This window comes from Chelatococcus asaccharovorans, from assembly GCF_003201475.1.
Taxonomy (GTDB): Bacteria; Pseudomonadota; Alphaproteobacteria; order Rhizobiales; family Beijerinckiaceae; genus Chelatococcus; species Chelatococcus asaccharovorans.
On sequence record NZ_QJJK01000005.1, the window covers coordinates 310,337 to 331,543 of the forward strand.

Genomic DNA, 21,207 nt, shown 5'->3' on the forward strand with positions numbered 1-21,207 from the left:
CGCGGGAATCAGGCCTTCCGACGCAGGCGGACGATGACGTCCACGCGCGCGACCTCCATGCCGGGAGGTGGCTCGGGAAGATCGCTGACCGCAATGGCGGGCGACGGGATATCCATAAGCGTGTCATCCCCTTCCAGGAAGAAGTGGTGATGGTCGGACACGTTGGTATCGAAATAGGTTTTCGATCCGTCGACGGCGAGTTCGCGCAGGAGGCCAGCCTCGGTGAACTGGTGGAGGGTGTTGTAGACTGTAGCCAGCGACACGGGCACGCGAGCGAGCGTCGCCTCCTCATAGAGCATCTCGGCAGACACGTGCCGGTCACCCTTTGCAAAGAGCAGCCAGCCCAAGGAAATGCGTTGGCGCGTCGGGCGCAACCCCGCCTTGCGCAGATGCTCGCGCAATTCATGGACTGGGCAGCCGGTTCGCGGCGACCGATCGGCGATCGCTCCGCCCGCATGGTTCGAAGTGTCGCTCGAATCACGCGCAACGCGGACCTGTACGGCCTCCGTCATTCGTTCCACTTTCCAATTTTCAAGAGCCAAGGCGGCTTATCACCTTATAACAATAAGAACTTCAGCCTTCCGCCGCAACCCGCCCCCCAGGGAAGGGCCATCAAATGTCGGGCAGCCATCGATCAGGCCGAGGCCCGCGCGGACATTGCTATGGTGCTCGCGGCTAACGACAATCGCTGTCGGGACGCCAAGATTGCAGCCTGCCGGGGGGCCAAAGGCCCGGCATCCTGCGCTAAAACGCTGCAGCCCCGCTTTCGGCCATCAAGGCTGTATGTTACGACATCGGTGAATGAGCCGGCTTCGAAGGAGCCAGCGAAACGCGGCAAAATGATGAAGAGGTTGCCTGAAGGATATGGAGCGGCAGTCCAGTTTTAACTACGAGGAGCTTCTGGCCTGCGGCCGCGGCGAGATGTTCGGCCCTGGCAATGCGCAGCTTCCTCTGCCGCCGATGCTGATGTTCGATCGAATTTCGGAAATCGCGGAAACCGGCGGGGCGGCCGGCAAGGGATTGGTGCGCGCCGAATTGGACGTCAGGCCGGACCTCTGGTTCTTTCCCTGCCACTTCAAAGGCGACCCGGTGATGCCAGGTTGCCTCGGGCTCGATGCGCTGTGGCAACTCGTCGGCTTCTATCTCGGCTGGCTCGGCGCGCCCGGGCGCGGGCGGGCGCTCGGGGTTGGCGAGGTCAAATTCGTCGACCAGGTGCTGCCGACCGTCAAGAAGGTCGTCTACGGTATCGACCTGAAGCGCGTCTTCCGCTCCAAGCTGGTTCTCGGCATTGCCGACGGCTGGCTGGAAGCGGATGGCAAGCGCATTTACCTCGCGCAGGATCTGCGTGTCGGTCTTTTCCAGGTGCAGGCGGACGCCCAGGGCGGCTGACCCGTCACGTGCGCCGCGTCGCAGCCGGATTGAGAGAAGAGGCTGGACTTGACGGCGCCGAGTGGCCATATCGCGGGGCAGAAATGGCCGCGAGGTCGAAGGCAAAGCAGAGGATATTGCGATGAAACGCGTTGTGGTGACGGGGATGGGCATCGTCTCGTCCATCGGCAACAACACGCAGGAGGTGCTTGCATCGCTGCGCGAAGCGCGCTCCGGCATCGTCTTTGCGGACGACTACGCCAGGCTCGGCTTCCGCTGCCAGGTTCACGGTGCACCGACGATGGACCCCGCGCAGGTGGTCGATCGGCGTGCGATGCGTTTCCTCGGTGAGGGTGCGGCCTGGAATCACGTAGCCATGGAGCAGGCTATCCTCGATTCCGGACTGGAGCCGAACGAGGTGTCCAATATTCGCACGGGCATCATCATGGGGTCGGGTGGCCCGTCTGCACGGGCCATTGTGGATGCCGCCGACATCACCCGTTCGAAGGGTCCGAAGCGCGTTGGTCCCTTCGCCGTGCCCAAGGCCATGTCGTCGACCGCCTCGGCGACGCTCGCCACCTGGTTCAAGATCAAGGGTGTGAACTATTCGATCTCATCGGCCTGCGCGACGTCGAATCATTGCATCGGCAATGCCTACGAGACGATTCAGATGGGCAAGCAGGACGTCATCTTCGCCGGTGGCTGCGAAGAGCTCGACTGGACGCTCTCGGTGCTGTTCGATGCCATGGGTGCCATGTCCTCGAAATACAACGACCGTCCCCATGCCGCGTCGCGCGCCTATGACAAGAACCGCGACGGTTTCGTGATCGCCGGCGGTGCGGGCGTGCTGGTGCTCGAGGAGCTCGCGCATGCGAGAGCCCGTGGCGCCAAGATCTATGGCGAGATCGTCGGCTATGGCGCGACCTCGGATGGCTACGACATGGTGGCGCCTTCGGGCGAGGGCGCGGTGCGCTGCATGCGCATGGCCCTGGACACCGTGAAGGTGCCGGTCGACTATATCAACCCTCATGCCACCTCGACGCCTGTTGGCGACGAGAAGGAGATCGAGGCAATCCGCGCGGTGTTCGGCTCGGGGGAGACATGTCCACCGATCGCCGCAACCAAGTCCCTCACGGGGCATTCCCTCGGCGCGACGGGTGTGCAGGAGGCGATTTATTCGCTCCTCATGATGAACAACGGCTTCATCTGCGAGAGCGCCAATATCGAGGACATCGATCCGCTCTTCGCTGACATGCCCATCGTTCGCAAGCGGATCGACGACGTCAAGCTCGGCTGCGTGCTGTCGAACTCCTTCGGTTTCGGTGGGACCAACGCGACGATCGTCATGAAGCATGTCGATCTGTAACGGGCGTGTCGCCGCTCACCCGTCGGCGGGTGACGGATTGCAGTGCGGCAGGTGGCGTAATGGCGGCGAGGCGGCCACTCCGCCTTGCGTTTCAGGCCAAGTTTCCCCGCGATGATCGCGCGCGTGGTGCGCATCGGTAAAACGAAGGACGGCCATTGTGCGTGAGGCCGCCCCTGGACGGCACGATTGAACAGCAACTCAGCAGCAAGGACTTCAGGAATGGTCGCCACGGGGCTGATGCACGGAAAACGCGGTCTCGTGATGGGCGTTGCCAACGACCATTCCATTGCCTGGGGCATTGCCAAAACCCTGAGCGACCACGGCGCCGAACTCGCCTTCACCTACCAGGGCGAAGCGCTGCGCAAGCGCGTGGCGCCGCTCGCCGAATCGGTCGGCTCGTCCCTGGTTCTGCCATGCGATGTCGAAGATCTGGCCTCCGTGGACGGGGTGTTCGCGGCTCTTCAGGAGAAGTGGGGGGCACTCGATTTCGTGGTGCACGCCATTGCCTTCTCCGACAAGTCGGAGCTCAAGGGGCGCTATGCCGACACCTCCCGCGAGAACTTCTCGCGCACCATGCTGATTTCCTGCTTTTCCTTCACCGAGATCGCCAAACGGGCCGCGGCGATGATGCCGAAGGGCGGATCGCTGCTCACGCTGACCTATGGTGGTTCGACCCGCGTGATGCCGAACTATAACGTCATGGGCGTCGCCAAGGCGGCTCTCGAAGCGGGCGTGCGCTATCTGGCCGGCGACTTCGGCGCCGAGGGCATTCGCGTCAATGCCATATCGGCCGGTCCGGTCCGGACCCTGGCCGGCGCGGGTATCAGCGATGCGCGGCTCATGTTCAACTACCAGCGCGCCCACGCGCCGCTGCGCCGGACGGTGACGATCGAGGAGATCGGCGGCGCCGCGGTCTATCTCCTGTCGGACCTGTCGACCGGGGTGACCGGGGAAATCCATTACGTCGATTCCGGCTACAACATCATCTCCATGCCGCGCCCTGAGGTGCTCAAGGCGCAGGAGGCCGCGGAAACGGTCGCTGAGGCAGTGGCCGAGGCGGACTGAACCCGCGGCCAGAGCATTTTCGAGCGAAGTGGACACCGGTTCGCGTGAAGAAAATGCGTAAAAACAAAGGTCAATTTTTGAGCGGAGCCAATCCGCAACAGGCGGACTTGCGCTACGGCACGAGCCAGGCCACGAGGAGTGCGGTGGTCACCACCGAGCCGAGCGTGGTGAGGAGGATCGCACGCGAGGTGACGCCGGCGTCCAGCCTGTAATATTTGGCGAGCATGAACGGGCCGGTGCCGATGGGCAGGGCGCTCAGGAGCAGCGCCGTGCTCGCCCAGATAGGGGGCAGCTCGAACACGCGGAAGGCCAGAAAACCCGTGATGGCGGGCTGCACGAAGAGCTTGAGCAGGACGACGCCCCACACGCCGCCATGCGGAACGACGGTCTGCCTCTCCGCGAGAAACAGCCCGATCGTCACGAGCGCGCAGGGGCTTGCCGATCCGCCGAGCAGTTCGAGGAAGCGGTCGATGGCCACGGGCAGGCCGATGCCCGATGCGGAATAGGCGGCCCCCAGAACCGGCGAGAGCATCAGCGGATTCTTCAGGAGGCCCCAGGCGACCTTGGCGAGGGTGTGCGCGAGGCTCGGTGTCGTCGCCCGATCCATCTCGATGAACACGATCGCGATGCCGAAGATGACGCAGGTCGTCATCAGCATGGCGACCGCCGCCGCGGGCAGGCTCGGTGCGCCGAAGGCCATCAGGGCGAGTGGCAGGCCCATGTAGCCCGTGTTGGGATAGGAGGCGGCGAGCGCGTTGACGGCGCGGTCGGCGAGGCTGGCGCGCGACCGCATCGAGAACAGCATCATCAGGGCGAAGGTGGCGATCATGCCGCCGCCGAAGGAGAGGATATAGGGCCCGTTGCCGAGCATCGCCCAGTCGGTCCCGACCATCGCGCGAAACAGCATGGCCGGCAGCGCGAGATAGATGACAAAGCGGTTGAGCACGTCGGTGGATTGAGGCGCAAGAATATTGACCTTGGCGGCGCCGAATCCGAGCGCGATCAGTGCAAACACCGGAAAAACCGTCGCCAGGACCGTCTGCAAACGCGGGCTCCACATCAAACGCAGCGGAGCATGCTCTCCCGCAGCAGGCCGATAGATAGCTGCCGCGCGCACTGTCGGAGGAGCATTGTGTCGAACCGACCCCGGCCGCAATCGCTTTGCCTCGTCTCTACGCGATCGCGTGGGGCCCGGCCAGTGCGACCCATGCAAGGCCGGGGCGACGCTGGCTCATGCTGACGGTCGATGTTCAGGTGCGCAGGCAGGCAAAGGGGCGATCGAAGGATCGTAGCGTGTGGATCCACTGCGCGAAGGCGGCTTCCACGCCGCTGACCATCGCCGCGACGCTGAAATGATCCTCGTAGCGTTTGCGCCCGCCGCGCCCCATGCGCTCACGGTCATGGGGAGAAAGCGCGAGCTGGACCATCGCGTCGATGAAATCCTCCATGTCGTCGGGATTGACGAGCAGCCCCGTCTCCCCGGGGAGCACGATATCCGCCCCGCCGCCCTGAGCCCCGGCGATCACGGCCTTGCCGTGCATCATTGCCTCGACATAGACGAGTCCGAAGGATTCGTAGCGCGACGGCGCGAGGATGAAATCCGCGCGTTCATACCAGGCGCGCAGCTCATCCGCCGGCACGTTGCCGCAGAAGGTGACGCGCGCCACCGTTTCGGGCTCGGCTTTCGCAAGAAAGCGCTGCCGCAGCGTCGCCCCGGAGGCGTCGATCGGCACGTCCTGGCCGACCAGCACCAGATCGAGGTTCGGCACTGCATCAAGCAGCAGCGGCGCGGCCGCCAGCAGGGCGTCGGCGCCCTTGCGCGGTTCCAGCCGGCCGATGAACACCGCCGTCACACGGCCGTCGTTGTTCGGCGGCATGGGGGATTGGCTGCGGCGGTCCGGTACGCCGTGCGGCACGAGGGTTGCGCGCGGGCCGAGCAGGCCTGGCAGTTTATAGACCTGCTCCAGATCGTTGATGATCGGGCTTGAGTTGGACAGAAGGAACGGCGCGTTGGCCAATATCCAGCGTTCGGCGGCGACGACCTCGTCGAGCATCGTCTGCTGTATGACGTCCCCTGCCTGCCAATCCGGCTTGTGCGGCCGCGCGAGGCCGTAGGTGGTGTGAAGCGATACCGCCGTAGGCAAAAGCCCGCTCGTCAGGCAGGCGAAGGGTTCGAGGTCCCAGATCGGTCCGGAGACGAGATCGAGCCCCCGCAGGGAATGGATGCGCATCGCCTCGTCGAAGCAGCGGACCGAACGCCCCTCGAGGTGACGCACGGCGGACGGCAGCTTCAGACGTGACGGGCTGATGGTGCGGCGATGCGTGAGCCGATGCACGAAGACGCCGCGCTCGAAGTCGACGCTTTCGCCATGGCCCGGCGCGGCGTCGGCGATCACCGAGATCTCATGCCCCTCGGCCGCGAGGCCTTCCGCAAGGGTTTGCGTCCAGTTGCCGATGCCGCCCATGGGGCCGGCCGTGTATTGCTGGGAGAGCAGGCAGATGCGCAGCCTCTCGCCGTCGACGCGCAGGCGGCTCGGCCGGAACACCATGGGTGCGGCGACCGGCGGCGTCAGTGGGGTGAGCGGCAGCCGTGCGGCAGCGGCCCGGCCATCAGCTTCCCCTTGCACGAGATCGGTGATGAGCGAAGCCTTCCGCGCGAGGTCGATATGACCTTCGCGCGCCAGCAGCGCGATATCCCGGCTGCGATCGCGCCGGAAGCGGGCAAGGCGCTTCTCGATGAGCGCGGGGTCGACATGGCCCGTGCCGTGGCGCAGGGCAAAGTAATAGGTGCTGCGCGAAATGGCATAGAGCGATTGGGGGACACGTGCGGCGTTGCGGATGTGGCTGGGTGCATATTTGTGGTGCACCTCGGCCTGGGGAACCGCGACATTGCGATAGCCTGCGTCCATGATGCGGAAATTGAGATCCGTCTCCTCCAGGAGATAGCGATAGTTCTCGTCGAACCCCCCGAGTTCCACGATCAGGTCGCGCCGGAAGGCGACATTGGCACCGGTCGCCGATAGCACGCGGTCCGCGCCGGGGCGCTGGTCGAGATTGGCCGACCGCTCGCTCATGAACGTCTCGAGTCGGCCCGTCCGGTCGCAGGTGACGACGCGCACCTGGAAGCCGACACCCGTATGGTCGCGGATGAAGCCGCCGGCCGCTCCAACCTGCGGATCCTCGAACGGTCTGACGAGCGCTTCGAGCCAGGTGGGCTCGGGAATGGCGTCGTCGTCAAGGAAGGCGACGATCTCGCCGCAGGCCAGCCCAAGGCCGATATTGCGCGACGCCGACAGGTTGGCGATATCGCAGCGGGCGACGCGGATGGTATCGCCGAAGGCCGCCAGAATCGCGTCCGTCCCGTCCTCGGAGGGGCCGTTCACGACGATGACCTCGAAGTTCGCATAGCGCTGCAGTTTGAGCGCCGCCAAGGTATTGGCCAGATAGGATGCGCGGTTCAGGGTATTGATGATCACGCTGACGGTGGGAAGCTGCTGCCTATGCATCACGACTCTCGCATTTCGATGATGAGGTCGACGGTCGGCCAGGTACCCGCCGTACCGCGTCGAAGTCCGATGAGCCGACAGCCCTGCCGCTCGAAGATCTCGAGCAGGAGCTGGGGCGATATCTGTCTTGCCTCATGGCCTGCCTCGCCGTCGCGGGGGGCGGCCAGGAAGATCGACAGGCGGTCGAGGAGCCGGAGACAAAGGACGGCGCGATCGCGCATGGCCTTCGCGAGCGCCTGGGCGAGTTCGCGTAATGCCTCCGGTGTCTCGCATCCCGAGAGCGGGATTGTCGCTGCACTGAGCGCGGCCGGCGAACAGGCGATGATTTCCGCGATCAGCCCGGACGGATCTCCGGCCTCGGGATTGAAGGCGATTTGTTGGGGCGGGGTTGCCTCGTCCCGCACGAGAGTGGCGGTTATGTCCGTGCTGGCCTCAGCAGCGAGATTCGTCGGCCTCGTCGCCAGCAGCATGCGCGGCGCCCGACCCGTCTGTGCCGCATTGAGGGCGACGACTGCCAGCGCGAGTTGGTCGACGTCGGCCCTGAGCGCCTGGAGGGAGGCGCCCACGACATGGACTTCGTCTGCCAGGCCGTCGAAGCCCGGTCCGGCTGGAAGAAGCAATGCCTTGCCGAGGCGGACGATCCCGGTGATCACCAGTCCGGCGACGGGAATGCGGCGGATGAGGCGGTAGACCCGCTTCATGCTGTCGACAGTCAAACTCATACGGACGTTCTCCGGCTTGCCACCCGATGCGCAGAGCCTCCGCAAATGAGGGCATCGACGCTGGCGACAGACGCCTCGTTCCAGGCGGTCATATAGGCTGTGAGTTTGGGGAAGAGCTCACCGGTCGCCGCCAGGGCATCACGTATCTTCCCGGCGAGCTGATGCGGCTGTCCCGGCCGATCGGCGACATAGACGGCGCGCAGTTCCGGATGGTCACGAAACAGGTGGCAGGAGGGACCGATGAGGCAGGGCACGCCTTCGGCCAAGCTTTCGAGAGGCAGCATCGGGAGGCATTCCGAGGTCGTGATGGACAAGGTGATCGCTGTCTTGCGCAGGGCCGCCCGGAGATCCCCCGGCCTGAGCGGATCGGGCGAAATCTCGCCGATCCTGAGGCCTAGCTCCTCGATCAACGCCAGGGCGCGGCTGTCAAAGCCGGCGCCGCTGACGGTGATGTGGCGGAGCTCCGAGAGCGCGCAAAGCGTTGCGTAGGGCAGCTTGCGGTAGTGTGACGAGCCGGACAGCCAGATGCCGGCGCTATCGCGAGCGTCGGTGGGACGGATGCCGGCGGGGTCGACGGCGACACGATTCTGCACAAAGGCCGCGTCGAAGCCCAGCGACCGCAGGAAGCCGTCGAGCCCCTTCTTCACCACCCCGATGCGGCGGATATGTCCCGCGCTTGCGGCGTCGAGCCACATCTGGAGAAGGCCCCAGTCCGCTGGCTCGCCCATCTGCAGGAAGCTCGAATGCCAAAGCAGATCGGTCGCGATAGGGCGACGTCGGCGGATGGCCTCGACCAGCTTGCGCATGGAAGGATCGCAACCCGACATCACCAGCCGGTCGATCGGCAGATAGGCGATGCGTGCGGCACAGGTCTCGATCTCCGCCGCAGAGAGATCTTCCGGATGGCTGTCGTCGACGGGAATGGGCAGCGCGCGATTGAAGAGATTGACGGTTGCCGCCGCCGGTCCGCGCCAGCGTGGCGTATAGAGCGCCAACGTCACGGCCTGCGCGTCGGACTGTGTGGGAGCGGCCATCGCCGTGGCGATATGGCGGTCGAGCGCGCTTTCCAGGGCTTTGAGTCGGAGCTGTCGCGCGCTGGTTCGGCGCTGGCCGGCCCGCACCGCCCGCGCCGCCGGGCCAGTGCCCACCGGGCGGGCGGTCGTATCGTCGAGCGTCACGATCAGCGGCGGGCAATCGGCTGCGTCGATGCGCACCTTGCCTGCAAGGGGGTGGCTCAAGAGTTCCACCTGGCCGCCGGTGAAGGGCAGACGCATCACGTCGCCTGCCGTGAGACGGATCGCGTAGGGCAGGTGAACGCCGTGGCCGATGCGCAGGTTGCGGATGCGTTCGCCGCCGGTCGGCAGTGGGAGCGCCGCGAGATCGATCGATCTGCCGAGGGCTGTCGTGGCGCCGGTGACGATGACCGGTTCGTCCGGCAGCCAGCGTGCCAGGATGGACGGCACCGGCACGACAAGGGTTTCGCCTGGCGCCGGCCGCATGGCTTGTGCCGCCTGCAGGCTGGCACGCGAGGCGCGCGGACCCGCTCGCCCAGGCAGTTGCCGGACAAGGCGGCGGAGGAGGAGGGATAGCTGGCCACGCATGACGTCAGGCCGCCGGGGACATCAGGAGCGGGGAAGCCGTCGCTCTATCGGCGGCAGGGGCGCGTGAAGCCTCGCGGATGCTGTCGTGCAGCATCGCCCATTGCTTGTGGTAGCCTTGTACGAGCGCGCCGAGCATCACGCCGAGCTCGTCCGCCTGCTCCCAGTAGGGAGAGGACATCGCATCGGCAACCGCGTCAGGCAGCGGGACAGCGCCCGGGCCGACGAGGACGAGCCCTCCCTGGTCCAGGACGACGAGCGCCTCGAGGTCCACGACGCCATCGGGAAACGGCGCGACATAGACCACGGGTGTTCCGGCGAGCCGCGCGAGCGCATCCTCGACGGTGAGATAGGGCAACAACCTCTTTCCCAAGCCGAACGATTTCAGCAGCGCTGTGAGGTGGGCCATCTCCTCGGGCACGAGGATAGCGCCCACGCGATCGCCCGCCTCCGCCACCGCAATGGCCGCGATGGCGGCGACATGGCCGTGGGAGGGCGTTTCTCCGGTCCCGCGCCCGATCAGCAGGGCCACACGTCCCATGCGTGGGCGCCGGCGCGCCGATACAGGGCGCAACCGGCACGGCAGGGCCGATCCGCCGAGCGCGGTGACGGCGCCCGTCAGGGCGTCGTCGATGGTGAGGAGCTTGAGCCGGTCAGGGTCGTGGCGCTGGAAGCCGACGAGATCCCGTAGCGCCTCCCAATCGCCGGATTGCCAGCAGAGGCCCGCGTTGAGGATATACAGGACGTTGATGTCAGGGATGCGGTTGAGAAGTAAGCCGGCGAACCTGCGTGCCAGCGGCCCATCCACGAGGACGACGCTGGTGAGCTCCGTGCTGCGCAGGCAGGCTTCGATGAGCCGGGCGCTTTCTGCGGCTTCGACGAGGGCGCTGAGGTCAAAGATGATGCGCGCCGGTGGAACCGGTGGTGCCAGATGGCGGCTCAAGGCCCGGCCGCCGACACTCTCGACGATGTGACACGCTGGGGCCGGTTCCGCCGCGGCATTGCGGCCGGGTGGCGCCTCGCCAAGCGCGGGGCTCTGATCCGATTCGCCGGCGACCGTCCGATCATCGGCAGCGTCCGCCAGGGTCAGGCGATGCCGGTTTGAAGACGGCGTATTGTCTGTTCCCGTCGCACGCTGCTCCGATTGAGGCGTGCGCGCTGAAGGCTCGCGAGCAACCACGGCAATCTCATCAATGAAATGATAATAAATAAGAATGACATATAGTTAATATATATTAATATATTCCTAATAGGGCGCTGAAATCAATATAATGTTTATTATGTTTTGATATTGTTTCGCGTACCGGGGGTTATTATAATTGTTTATTCCAGATTGACGATGATGGATCAATGGCGATTGACTATCCACACTATAAATCAATGGCTGAGAACGTGCATCGATAATGATTTCCTAATCTTAGACATTTTATGGAACCTGCGCGCGTGGGGGGCGAGCGCGACCAGCGCAGACGATGTCGCATCGCCTGCAGTTCGCGCCGATGGCGTGGCGCCTTGCGCATAGCGCCTGGCTGGCTTATGTCGCGCTGGCATGGATGATCCATTCGCGATCAGCCGCCATCCCTGCCGAGGGGGGCATTCTTCGACCGGTCTGAGAATCCTGGTGGAAAATGCATGCGTTTCATGATGCCCTGCATGGGTTGCGGGCTGCTGCCCGCGGCCTTCGCCGGACAACCGGTTTCCGGTTTCGGCAGGAATGAGAAATCGAGGTTGTGAGAGTGACCCGCGACACGACTGGACCGAGCGCAGAGCCGAAGACGGCGAGCACAGATGGCGCCAATGGCGGCAACGCCATGTGGGGTGGGCGGTTCTCCGCCTCGCCGAGCGCCCTGATGGAGGCGATCAACGTTTCGATCGGATTCGACAAGCGTCTCGCCGGCGAGGACATCGCGGGCTCCCTTGCCCATAGCGACATGCTGGCCGCGACCGGCATCATCACCGAGGCGGACCGGGATGCGATCCACCTTGGCCTCGAGGCTGTGCGCGGCGAAATCGCGGAGGGGCGGTTCACGTTCTCCACGGCCCTCGAAGACATCCACATGAACGTCGAGGCGCGCCTGCGCGAGATCGCCGGGCCGGCGGCGGGGCGGCTGCACACCGCGCGCAGCCGCAACGATCAGGTCGCCACCGACATCCGCCTGTTCGTGCGTGATGCCCATGACCGCGCCGAAGCAGGATTCACCGCCCTCATGCGGGCCCTGCTGACGCAGGCGGAGCGCCATGTGGCGACGGTGATGCCCGGCTTCACGCATCTGCAGAGTGCCCAGCCGGTGACATTCGGTCACCATCTCATGGCCTATGTCGAGATGATCGGGCGCGATCGCAGCCGGATGCGCGATTCCCGCAAGCGGCTTAACGAATGTCCGTTGGGCGCGGCAGCCCTTGCCGGCACGTCCTTTCCCATCGACAGGCACATGACGGCCAAGGCGCTGGGTTTCGACGGGCCGACGCGCAATTCGCTGGATTCGGTCTCGGACCGGGATTCCCTTCTGGAATATATGACCGTTGCGTCGATCGCTGCCGTCCATCTGTCGCGCCTGGCCGAAGAACTCGTGGTGTGGATGACGCCGCAGTTCGCTTTCGTGCGTCTCTCGGACCGCTGGACGACCGGCTCCAGCATCATGCCGCAGAAGAAGAACCCGGACGCCGCCGAGCTGGTGCGCGCCAAGACGGGCCGCATCTTCGGCGCCCTGATGGGGCTCCTGACCGTCATGAAGGGCCTGCCGCTTGCCTATTCCAAGGACATGCAGGAGGACAAGGAGCGGCTGTTCGATGCGGTCGACACGCTGGAGCTGTCTCTCGCGGCCATGGCGGGGATGATCGAGGATCTCTCGGTCAATGAAAGACGCATGGCGGCTGCCGCCGGCGCCGGCTTTGCAACCGCGACGGATCTGGCCGACTGGCTCGTGCGGACGCTCGACATGCCGTTCCGCGATGCGCATCACGTCACCGGCCGGCTGGTGGCGGAAGCCGAACGGCAAGGCGTTGACCTGGAGGACCTGCCGCTTAACGCCTTCAAGGCCGTCGAGCCGCGCATCACCGAGGCGGTGTATGATGTGCTTGGCGTGGACAATTCGGTGAAATCGCGCACCAGCTTCGGTGGCACCGCGCCTGCCTGCGTCGCGGAGCAGATCGCCTGGTGGAAAAGTAAACTCTGAACAAGGCGCAGAACACCCCGTCCATGCCAAAAAGCGTTGCGATCATCGGTGCCGGCCCGGGCGGCTTGATGGCGGCGGAGTGCTTGGCGCGCAAGGGTCACACCGTCACCATCTTCGAGCGCATGCCGAGCCCGGCCCGCAAATTCCTGTTGGCGGGGCGCGGGGGCCTCAACATCACCCACAGCGAACCGCTGGCGCTGTTTCTGAAGCGCTATGGCCGCGCGGAAGCATGGCTGAAGCCCGTGCTCGAGCAGTTCTCGCCGACGGATCTCCGCAATTGGGCGGCGGATCTCGGCATCGAGACCTTCGTGGGTTCGAGCGGGCGTGTCTTCCCGAAGGCCATGAAGGCGTCTCCGCTCCTGCGGGCCTGGCTGGCGCGGCTCCGCGGCGCGGGGGTCGCGATCAGGTTGCGCCACACCTGGCGCGGCTTCGACGAGGCAGGCCGCCCCGTGATCGAGGGACCGGGTGGCGAAACGGCCGCCTTCGCAGCGGACGCGACGCTCCTGGCGCTTGGCGGCGCGAGCTGGCCGCGCCTCGGCAGCGACGGCGGCTGGCGCAGCATCCTGGCCGATGCGGGCATCGCCGTGGCAGCCTTCCAGCCCGCCAATTGCGGATTTGCCGTCTCCTGGTCGGATCACATGCGCGACCGTTTTTCCGGCGCGCCCGTCAAGCGGATCGCCCTGATGACGGCAAGCCGGCGCGTGCGGGGCGAGGCCGTCATCACCCGCCAGGGCATCGAAGGCGGTGCGGTCTACGCGCTCGCCGATACCCTGCGCGAGGACATCGCCCGCTTCGGCAAGGCTTTGCTGGTGGTCGACCTGCGCCCGGACCTGACGGTCGAGGAACTCACCCGCCGGCTCAACCGCCCGCGCGGCAGCCAGTCTCTCTCCAATCATCTGCGCAAGGCGGCCGCCCTGTCGCCGGTGGCCACGGCGCTGTTGCGAGAGCCCAAAGGCCCCTTCCCGCAGACAGCGGACGCATTGGCGCGCCATATCAAGGCCTTGCCCCTCGTGCTCGACGGCGCGCATCCCATCGAACGGGCCATCTCGACTGCCGGCGGCATCGTGCTCTCGGAGCTGGACGAGCGGTTCATGCTGCGCCGCCTGCCGGGTGTCTTCGCCGTCGGCGAGATGCTGGACTGGGAGGCGCCGACGGGCGGCTACCTCCTGCAGGCGACATTCGCGACAGCCGTTGCGGCCGCCGAGGGCATCGACCGCTATCTCACGACGTGATCACAACGGGACGTTTCCGCTTTTTCCAATGATACGGGAACGCCCCATCCGACAGATCTTGCGTGTTTCGCGACGGACAACCGTTTCACGCTTGTCCTGGAATGGCCTTGGGCGGCGTCAGCCCGAAGCGCTCGCCCAAGGCGGCAAAAGCGGCAAATGTCGCGGGATCGACGGGAATGCCCTTGGCCGCGCGCTCAGTCTCGATCCGCCATTCGCGGTCACCCGGCGCCATCGGCGGCTCCGCGCCTTCGGCCGGTTCCATGCCACGCAATGCGGCGAGGTAATTGATCATGATGCCGTCATAGACCGCGCGGGGCACGAAGGCCTCCGGATCGATGGCCAGCACGAACTGGCCGAGCTCACGGGGCGTGCCGACGCTATCCCAGGCCGGCAGGTCGATGCTCGCCCGCATGCCCGTGAGCGCGGCGGACAGCACCTCCGCAAGGCCGCCGAGGCCGGCACCCTTGAAGCCAAACAGGCTGCCGCCTAGAGGCAGAAGGCCTGTCGCCCGTTGGGAATCGGTGGTCGGCTTGCCCTCGCTGTCGACAGAGGTATCAGGCGGCACGCCCACGCCAAGCGAGCGATAGAGCATGATGCGGTTCGCCGGGATGGAGCTTGTGGCGAAGTCGAGCAGCCATGGCCGCTGGCCTGGCACCGGCGCGCCGATGGCGAAGGGGTTCGTCCCATGGAAGGGGCGGCGGCTGCCGAACAGATGGACGAAGGAGTCGGAATTGCAGGTGGACAGGCCGATCATCCCGGCCTCGATCGCCTGCATGGGATAGGCGCCAGCGGCGCCGAAATGGTTGGAGCGCTGGATGGCGACCGCGCCGATGCCCGCCTCGCGGGCGAGCGCGATGGCGTGGTCCATCGCGACGGAGGCCACGAGCGCGCCGTGCCCGTTGTCGCCATCAAGGACGCCGGACCCGGGGCGCGATTGGGTGAAGCGCGGCTGGGGCCCCTTGTTGATGCAGTTGCCGTCGATTTCCCTGACGTAATGCGGCAGCAGCCGGACGCCGTGGCTGTCCACGCCGAGGCGGCTGCCGTGCATCATCACGCGCGTCGCGGCCTTTGCGGTTGCGTCATCCGTGCCGATGCGACGGAACACGTCTTCCACGAAGCGCGCCAGGTCCTCGGCGCGGACGCGCGGCTCCGCGTTGATGGCGCTGTAACCCGCTGCAGGATTGAGATGGGATGGGTCGTTCTGGTCCATGGTGCCCCTTGTCCTCGATCTTTTGTCGCGAGTGGAGCGAATTTGACATGTGAGTCCCGCCTGACATGAGGCTCCAGATCAAATGTCAAATTCGCTCCACTAAACCTATTAACTTGCTAGTGGTTCTCTTGACTCCGACATCGGCTCCAAGGCCCGTATCAGACGGATGCAAATGTCGGAGCAGAACCACGCGTTCGGACTTCACCCCTGTCGCTGATAGCGGCGGGCAGCGCCTGCGGCAAGCGGCTTTTGGCAGGTGACATGTCAGTCACGACGCGGGCTTGACGCTTGTTCTCATCGGCGTTGAATATGCGCGCCCCGCCGACTCCGCTGGCGCCAGCAGTCCTGCGCCACATCCCTGTTCCGAAAGGTCTGTCCCGTGACAGTCGATCCCGACCTCGTCCCTATCCTCGCGCGCATCAAGGCGGCTCCCGCCGTCGATTACCGCACCATGCCCATGGACGAAGCGCGCGCGATCTTCACCGCCGGAAATGCGGCCTTCAACCGCGCACCGCCGCACGTGGCCGAGGTGACGGATCTGGAGATTCCCGGCGATGATGGCCCGCTGCGCGCCAGGCTCTACCGGCCGAGCCTCGCCGAGGACGCGCCTGTCGTGGTCTACGCCCACGGCGGCGGCTGGACCTTCGGCTCCGTCGATACTCACGACGGCACCATGCGCCGGCTCGCCCTGAGATCGGGCGCCGCGGTGCTTGGCGTCGACTATCGCCTCGCGCCGGAGCACCCCTTCCCGAAGCCCCTCGACGACGTGCTCGCCGCCATCCGTTTCGTCGAGAACGGAGGGCTCGGGCAAAGCGTTGATGCATCCAGGATCGCGGTGTCGGGCGATTCCGCGGGCGCCAACCTTACGCTGGCGGCGCTTCTGGCGCGGCGGGATGCCGGGCTGCCGCAACTCCGCACGGCGGCCCTGTTCTATGGCTGCTATGCGCCAGACCACGGCACGGCGAGCCATGCGCGCCTCGGCGATGGCACCTACCTGCTCTCGACAGCCAGCATGCAGTGGTATTGGGGCAATTTCCTCGGGGCGCTGCCGCAGGATACGGATTCGCTCGCCGCTCCGCTGCGCGCGCCGCTCAAAGGACTGCCGCCGCTCTATCTCAATGCCGCGGGGCTCGACCCGTTGCTGGATGACACGCTGGCCTTGAGCGCCGCGCTGGCAGAGGCCGGCGTGAGTTTCCGGCTCGATGTCGTCCCGGGCGTCGTGCATGGCTTTCTCCGCATGGCGGCCGAATTGCCGGCGGCGGACAAGGCCTTGGCCGACGCGGGCGCCTATCTCGCGGGGTACTTCGCGCGCTGAAGCCTGTTTATTGCCGAAAGAAAACAGGATAACTCCATTGCGCCCATTCCCGGCGAGCAAAGCGGCGCGCTGCCCGATCGCCGCGGATCCGTGTTGCCAACAAGGGAAGTCTGGGATCCCGATATGACCCTATTGCATGACGACCGCCTGTTTCCGGCCGATGCGGCCACACGCGCTGTCGCGCGCCGGATCTATAACGAGGTCAAGGACCTGCCGCTGATCTGCCCGCACGGCCACACGGATCCGCGCTGGTATGCCGAAAATTCGGCATTCCCCGATCCGGCGCGTCTGTTCGTCGTGCCGGATCACTACATCTTCCGCATGCTCTACAGCCAGGGCATCCGCCTCGAGGATCTCGGCATCCCGACGGTCGATGGCTCCCCGGTGGAGGAGGATCCGCGCAAGATCTGGCGGCTGTTCGCGGCCAACTACCATCTTTTCCGCGGCACCCCGACGCGGATGTGGATGGACCACGCTTTCGCGACACTGTTCGGCATCAAGGAACGGCTCTCTGCCGCCAATGCCGATGCGATCTACGACAGCATAGCCGGCCAACTCGCCACGGACGCCTTCCGCCCGCGCGCGCTGTTCGAGCAGTTCAATATCGAGGTCATCGCGACGACCGAGAGCCCGCTCGACGATCTCGCCCACCATGCCGCGATCCGCGACAGCGGCTGGAAAGGGCGCGTCGTCACGGCCTACCGGCCGGATCCGGTCGTCGACCCGGACTTCGACGGTTTCCGCGACAATGTCCGCCGCTTCGGTGAAATCACAGATACGGATGTCTCCACCTTCGCCGGCTATCGCGAGGCCCATCGCAAACGCCGCCAGTTCTTCAAGAGCTTCGGCGCGACCTCGACCGACCACGGCCATCCCACCGCCCGGACCGCCGATCTCTCCCCCGTCGAGGTTGAGGCGCTCTATGCCCGCGTGATGGCGCAAGGCCAGGTGACGCCGGAGGATGCGGAACTGTTTCGCGCGCAGATGCTGACCGAGATGGCAGCGCTCAGCCTCGAGGATGGGCTGGTGATGCAGATCCATCCCGGTTCCCAGCGCAACCACAACCCCGGCCTCTTCGCGCGCTTCGGCCGCGATAAGGGCGCCGATATCCCGAGCGCCACCAATTATGTGCGCGATCTGAAGCCGTTGCTCGACCGCTTCGGCAACGAACGGGACCTGACGGTCATTCTGTTCACGCTCGACGAGACCGCTTATTCGCGGGAGCTTGCACCCCTCGCCGGCCACTATCCCTGCCTCAGGCTGGGCCCGGCCTGGTGGTTCTACGACAGCCCGGAGGGCATGCGCCGCTATCGCGAACTGGTGACGGAAACGGCCGGATTCTACAACACCGTCGGTTTCAACGACGACACCCGCGCCTTTCCCTCCATCCCCGCGCGCCATGATGTGGCGCGCCGCGTCGACTGCGCGTATCTGGCCGAGCTCGTGGTGACGCATCGCCTCGACGAGGACGAGGCTGCCGAGGTTGCGCACGATCTCGCCTACCGCTTGGCCAAGGAGGCCTACAAGCTGTGACGCATCCGCCCCGCCTCAATGCCGCCCGTCTCGGCGGCCTGCCTGCCGCGATCGAACGCCCGACCTATGATCGCGCCCAAGTCCGCTGCGGTATCGTCCATCTCGGCATCGGCGCGTTCCACCGGGCGCATCAGGCGGTTTACACCGAGGATGTGCTCAAATCCGGCGATCTCGCCTGGGGCATCGTCGGCGCGAGCCTGCGCAGCCCGGACACGCGCGACGCCTTGGCGCCGCAGGACAGTCTCTACACCATCGCAGTCCGCGAGACGGCCGGTGAGACGCTGCGTGTGGTCGGCAGCATTCTCGAGGTGGTGGTGGCGCCGGAGGATCCGGAGGCGCTGATCGCCCGCATGAGCGATCCGGACGTGGCCATCATCAGCCTCACGGTCACAGAGAAGGGCTATTGCCACGACCCGGCGACCGGACGGCTGGACGAGGCGCATCCGGACGTGGTGCACGATCTGGCCAATCCGCATCGTCCGCGGTCGGCGCTGGGCTTCATCACGGCGGCCATCGCCCGGCGGCAGGCCGCCGGCACGCGGCCCTTCACCGTGATGTCTTGCGACAACCTCCCGGCCAACGGCCAGACGCTCAAGGGCATCCTGAGCCGCTTCGCCGATTTGGTCTCCCCTGGACTCGGACGCCACGTGCGGGAGGCCATCAGTTGTCCCGACACGATGATCGACCGCATCGTGCCGGCGACGACCGATGCCGATCGCAGCCATGTCGCGGGCGTGCTGGGCCTGACCGACGCCTGGCCGATCATGACGGAGCCCTTCACCCAATGGGTGATCGAGGATCACTTCGTCTCCGGCCGCCCGGCCTGGGAGACGGTCGGCGCCACCCTGGTGAAGGATGTGGCGCCCTATGAGGCCATGAAGCTCCGGCTGCTCAACGGCAGCCATTCCGCCCTGTCCTATCTCGGCTATCTCGCCGGATATGAGACCGTTGCCGAGGCGATGGCCGATGCGGCGATCGCGGCCTATGTCGCGGCGCTGATGGAGGATTCCACCGTCACGCTGACGCTGCCGGAGGGCGCCGATGTCGCCGGCTACAAGCGCTCCCTCATCGAACGCTTCCGCAATACGGCGCTGAAGCATCGCACCTGGCAGATCGCCATGGACGGCTCGCAGAAGCTGCCGCAGCGGCTGCTGGGCACCATCCGCGACCGTCTGGCGCGCGGGCTGCCGGTCGAGCGTCATGCGCTCGCTGTCGCCGCCTGGATGCGTTACGTCACGGGGATCGACGAAGCGGGCCAGCCGATCGACGTCCGCGATCCGCTGGCGGCGGAATTCAGGTCTCTTGCAGATGCTGCCGGCCAGGATGCCGAAAAACTCGTCGCAGCCCTCATCGGCGTGCGCGCCGTGTTTGGCGAGGATCTTGCGTCCAATGCCGTCTTCCGCACGGCGGTGACGACGGCGCTGGCGAGCCTGTTCGACAACGGCGCCAAGGCGACCGTGGCGACCTACGGCTGAACGTTAGGGCAATTGCGCGCCAGGTCCCTCCCTCGCGCGGGGGGATCTGAACCCCACCGTCAATCGATCGGCTTCGCCGTCACAAAATCGATGGCGAACTGCCCACAATCGCCGAAATCGATGACAGCGCGGTCACCGGCCGCGACCTTGTGGATGCCGGTCACCATGCCGGTCGACACGAGATCCCCCGCCCTGAGGGTGCGGCCCTGGCGGGACAGGAGGTTTGCGAGGAAGACGACGGCCGCGACCGGGGTGCCCGGCACCACGGCCGCGCTGCCTTCGCCGACAGCCACATCATTGACCGAGGATTTCGCAGTCAGGCTCGCCCACGGCCGCGATTGCCAGCCGTCGATGTCCGGGCCCAGCACGACACCGGCGTTGCAGCCGAAATCGCTGATGATCGAGCCCGGCCCCAGGTCATTGAGATTGACGAGCGGGCTACCGGCAATCTCGGCGCCCACATGCACGGCGCTGATCGCCGCAGTGATCTCGGCCGCGTCATAGGGCGTCTCGCGCGGTGGCAGATCCTGCGCCATCACCGCGACGAATTCTGCTTCCACGGCTGTGTAGCCGCCGGTGATGGACGGCATGGTCGCGGTCCCGCCGTTCGGCACGTCGATGACCCGATAGACGGGGCCGATCAGTCGCTCCGCCGGGAAGGCTGCCCGCCATTCCGGCTTGATCATGGCGACTTTCCAGCCGCGCAGATTGGCGGGATGTGCGCCCATTGCCTCAGTCTGCACAGCATAGGCCGTGTCAAAACTCTCCGGGACGATGCCCGGAAAGGCCGGCAGGGCGCGGGCTTCAGCCCGGGCGTTGGCGAAGGCGAGGGCTGTGGCGGTGACGGCGGATGGCGCGCTCATGGATCGTTCCTCCGGATAGCGTGGTGTCAGCCGAAGCGATGCAGCGAGGATCCATGCCGCTTGAGCCAGGCTTCCGCTTCGTCTGTGCGGGCGCAGAGCCGGCGCGTCAAGCGCCAGAAACGCTCGGAATGGTTCATCTCCTTGAGATGAGCGACCTCGTGGGCGGCGAGATAATCGAGCACGTAAGCCGGCGCCAGGATAAGCCGCCAGGAAAAATTGAGCCGCCCCTGGGCCGAGCATGACCCCCAGCGGCTCCGGGTGTCGCGAATGCTGATGCTGCGGGCGGGGATGCCGAGCGTCTTCGTGTGGCGTGCGACCGCCTCGCTCAGGTCGCGTGTGGCTTCGCGCCGGAGAAAGTCCATCACGCGGCGCGAAACATGCGGCGTTTCGCCGGTGACGGCGAGGATGGGGGCACCGGCGGCGTCAACCGTCGCTTCCGGCACGCCGCGTATGGTCGACCAATGGACGATACGGTGGGGAACGCCGCGCAGCGGCACGAGCGCTCCCACCTCGAACGGGGTACGGTCCGGGACGCGCTTGAGCCGCACGGCGAGCCATCCGCTCTGGGATTCGGCGAAGCGCTGCGCCGCGGCCAAGTCGCCGCGCTCCGGCAAGGTCAGCACGGCCTCGCCGGTCGCGTTCGAAACCCTCAGGGTGAAGCGTTGCGCCGCCGCACGCCGCCGCACGGCGACGCGGAACGTCTCCGCGCCGTGGCGCACGGCAATATGGTCCGGGTCCGGGGCTGACCGTTTGAACAGACTGATGCGCATGCCGATTC

General features: G+C 66.0%; 17 protein-coding genes. 8 read left to right on the top strand and 9 right to left on the bottom strand.

Features of this window, described 5'->3' with window-relative positions:
* Nucleotides 1–8 precede the first annotated feature (8 nt).
* Complete coding sequence (gene irrA / locus C7450_RS13625) at nt 9–512, bottom strand: iron response transcriptional regulator IrrA (RefSeq protein WP_110374981.1); 504 nt, start codon at nt 510–512, stop codon at nt 9–11.
* A gap of 352 nt (nt 513–864) precedes the next feature.
* On the opposite strand from irrA, the gene fabA reads away from it, so the two are divergent.
* The 3 genes from fabA (at nt 865) to fabI (ending at nt 3,799) form a co-directional block, all read left to right on the top strand.
* Nucleotides 865–1,389, top strand: coding sequence for a 3-hydroxyacyl-[acyl-carrier-protein] dehydratase FabA (gene fabA, locus C7450_RS13630; RefSeq protein WP_110374982.1), 525 nt, complete (start codon nt 865–867; stop codon nt 1,387–1,389).
* Nucleotides 1,390–1,510: 121 nt separating this feature from the next.
* The gene (gene fabB, locus C7450_RS13635; RefSeq protein WP_110375149.1) at nt 1,511–2,734 is read left to right on the top strand and encodes a beta-ketoacyl-ACP synthase I; all 1,224 of its coding nucleotides are present in this window, start codon (nt 1,511–1,513) and stop codon (nt 2,732–2,734) included.
* Nucleotides 2,735–2,953: 219 nt separating this feature from the next.
* Complete coding sequence (fabI, locus tag C7450_RS13640) at nt 2,954–3,799, top strand: enoyl-ACP reductase FabI (protein WP_110374983.1); 846 nt, start codon at nt 2,954–2,956, stop codon at nt 3,797–3,799.
* Between the two features lie 112 nt (nt 3,800–3,911).
* On the opposite strand, the gene C7450_RS13645 is transcribed toward fabI, so the two are convergent.
* The 5 genes from C7450_RS13645 to C7450_RS13665 all read right to left on the bottom strand — a co-directional run bounded on the left by C7450_RS13645 (nt 3,912) and on the right by C7450_RS13665 (nt 10,805).
* Complete coding sequence (locus tag C7450_RS13645; RefSeq protein ID WP_210206438.1) at nt 3,912–4,844, bottom strand: AEC family transporter; 933 nt, start codon at nt 4,842–4,844, stop codon at nt 3,912–3,914.
* Between the two features lie 205 nt (nt 4,845–5,049).
* Entirely contained in the window at nt 5,050–7,305 is a 2,256-nt protein-coding gene (locus C7450_RS13650; protein ID WP_110374985.1) for a glycosyltransferase, read from the bottom strand.
* Nucleotides 7,305–8,027 (bottom strand): hypothetical protein, encoded by a 723-nt coding sequence (locus C7450_RS13655; protein WP_110374986.1) that lies wholly within the window; start codon nt 8,025–8,027, stop codon nt 7,305–7,307. The genes C7450_RS13650 and C7450_RS13655 overlap by 1 nt, the downstream gene beginning before the upstream one ends.
* Nucleotides 8,024–9,526, bottom strand: coding sequence for a glycosyltransferase family protein (locus tag C7450_RS13660; RefSeq protein ID WP_110374987.1), 1,503 nt, complete (start codon nt 9,524–9,526; stop codon nt 8,024–8,026). Before C7450_RS13660 ends, C7450_RS13655 begins: the two co-directional genes overlap by 4 nt.
* Nucleotides 9,527–9,632: 106 nt before the next feature.
* Nucleotides 9,633–10,805 (bottom strand): hypothetical protein, encoded by a 1,173-nt coding sequence (locus C7450_RS13665; protein WP_110374988.1) that lies wholly within the window; start codon nt 10,803–10,805, stop codon nt 9,633–9,635.
* Between the two features lie 631 nt (nt 10,806–11,436).
* Here C7450_RS13665 and argH point away from each other — a divergent pair.
* Entirely contained in the window at nt 11,437–12,801 is a 1,365-nt protein-coding gene (argH, locus tag C7450_RS13670) for an argininosuccinate lyase (protein WP_110375150.1), read from the top strand.
* Between the two features lie 23 nt (nt 12,802–12,824).
* On the top strand, nt 12,825–14,033 hold the full coding sequence (locus C7450_RS13675; protein WP_110374989.1) for a TIGR03862 family flavoprotein: 1,209 nt from the start codon (nt 12,825–12,827) through the stop codon (nt 14,031–14,033).
* A gap of 85 nt (nt 14,034–14,118) precedes the next feature.
* Here the strand turns inward: C7450_RS13675 and C7450_RS13680 are convergent, their stop codons facing one another.
* The gene (locus tag C7450_RS13680; RefSeq protein WP_110374990.1) at nt 14,119–15,243 is read right to left on the bottom strand and encodes an Ldh family oxidoreductase; all 1,125 of its coding nucleotides are present in this window, start codon (nt 15,241–15,243) and stop codon (nt 14,119–14,121) included.
* A 379-nt stretch (nt 15,244–15,622) separates the two neighbouring features.
* Here C7450_RS13680 and C7450_RS13685 point away from each other — a divergent pair, with 379 nt between their 5' ends.
* The 3 genes from C7450_RS13685 (at nt 15,623) to C7450_RS13695 (ending at nt 19,566) form a co-directional block, all read left to right on the top strand.
* Nucleotides 15,623–16,558, top strand: coding sequence for an alpha/beta hydrolase (locus tag C7450_RS13685; protein ID WP_110374991.1), 936 nt, complete (start codon nt 15,623–15,625; stop codon nt 16,556–16,558).
* 123 nt (nt 16,559–16,681) lie between these two features.
* Nucleotides 16,682–18,091 (top strand): glucuronate isomerase, encoded by a 1,410-nt coding sequence (gene uxaC, locus C7450_RS13690; RefSeq protein WP_110374992.1) that lies wholly within the window; start codon nt 16,682–16,684, stop codon nt 18,089–18,091.
* Nucleotides 18,088–19,566 (top strand): mannitol dehydrogenase family protein, encoded by a 1,479-nt coding sequence (locus C7450_RS13695; protein WP_110374993.1) that lies wholly within the window; start codon nt 18,088–18,090, stop codon nt 19,564–19,566. Before uxaC ends, C7450_RS13695 begins: the two co-directional genes overlap by 4 nt.
* Before the next feature lie 59 nt (nt 19,567–19,625).
* On the opposite strand, the gene C7450_RS13700 is transcribed toward C7450_RS13695, so the two are convergent.
* Nucleotides 19,626–20,429: a 2-keto-4-pentenoate hydratase gene (locus C7450_RS13700; protein WP_110374994.1), complete on the bottom strand. Its 804-nt coding sequence runs from the start codon at nt 20,427–20,429 to the stop codon at nt 19,626–19,628.
* Nucleotides 20,430–20,455: 26 nt separating this feature from the next.
* Complete coding sequence (locus tag C7450_RS13705) at nt 20,456–21,199, bottom strand: M48 family metallopeptidase (protein ID WP_110374995.1); 744 nt, start codon at nt 21,197–21,199, stop codon at nt 20,456–20,458.
* Between the last annotated feature and the right edge of the window lie 8 nt (nt 21,200–21,207).

Bases quoted from the DNA above. Each gene is read 5' to 3' on its own strand.
- C7450_RS13705 (WP_110374995.1), bottom strand. From the start codon at position 21,199: ATGCGCATCAGTCTGTTCAAACGGTCAGCCCCGGACCCGGACCATATT.
- C7450_RS13650 (WP_110374985.1), bottom strand. From the start codon at position 7,305: ATGCATAGGCAGCAGCTTCCCACCGTCAGCGTGATCATCAATACCCTG.
- fabA (WP_110374982.1), top strand. From the start codon at position 865: ATGGAGCGGCAGTCCAGTTTTAACTACGAGGAGCTTCTGGCCTGCGGC.
- C7450_RS13700 (WP_110374994.1), bottom strand. From the start codon at position 20,429: ATGAGCGCGCCATCCGCCGTCACCGCCACAGCCCTCGCCTTCGCCAAC.
- argH (WP_110375150.1), top strand. From the start codon at position 11,437: ATGTGGGGTGGGCGGTTCTCCGCCTCGCCGAGCGCCCTGATGGAGGCG.
- C7450_RS13660 (WP_110374987.1), bottom strand. From the start codon at position 9,526: ATGCGGCCGGCGCCAGGCGAAACCCTTGTCGTGCCGGTGCCGTCCATC.
- C7450_RS13680 (WP_110374990.1), bottom strand. From the start codon at position 15,243: ATGGACCAGAACGACCCATCCCATCTCAATCCTGCAGCGGGTTACAGC.
- fabB (WP_110375149.1), top strand. From the start codon at position 1,511: ATGAAACGCGTTGTGGTGACGGGGATGGGCATCGTCTCGTCCATCGGC.
- C7450_RS13675 (WP_110374989.1), top strand. From the start codon at position 12,825: ATGCCAAAAAGCGTTGCGATCATCGGTGCCGGCCCGGGCGGCTTGATG.
- uxaC (WP_110374992.1), top strand. From the start codon at position 16,682: ATGACCCTATTGCATGACGACCGCCTGTTTCCGGCCGATGCGGCCACA.
- C7450_RS13655 (WP_110374986.1), bottom strand. From the start codon at position 8,027: ATGAGTTTGACTGTCGACAGCATGAAGCGGGTCTACCGCCTCATCCGC.
- irrA (WP_110374981.1), bottom strand. From the start codon at position 512: ATGACGGAGGCCGTACAGGTCCGCGTTGCGCGTGATTCGAGCGACACT.
- fabI (WP_110374983.1), top strand. From the start codon at position 2,954: ATGGTCGCCACGGGGCTGATGCACGGAAAACGCGGTCTCGTGATGGGC.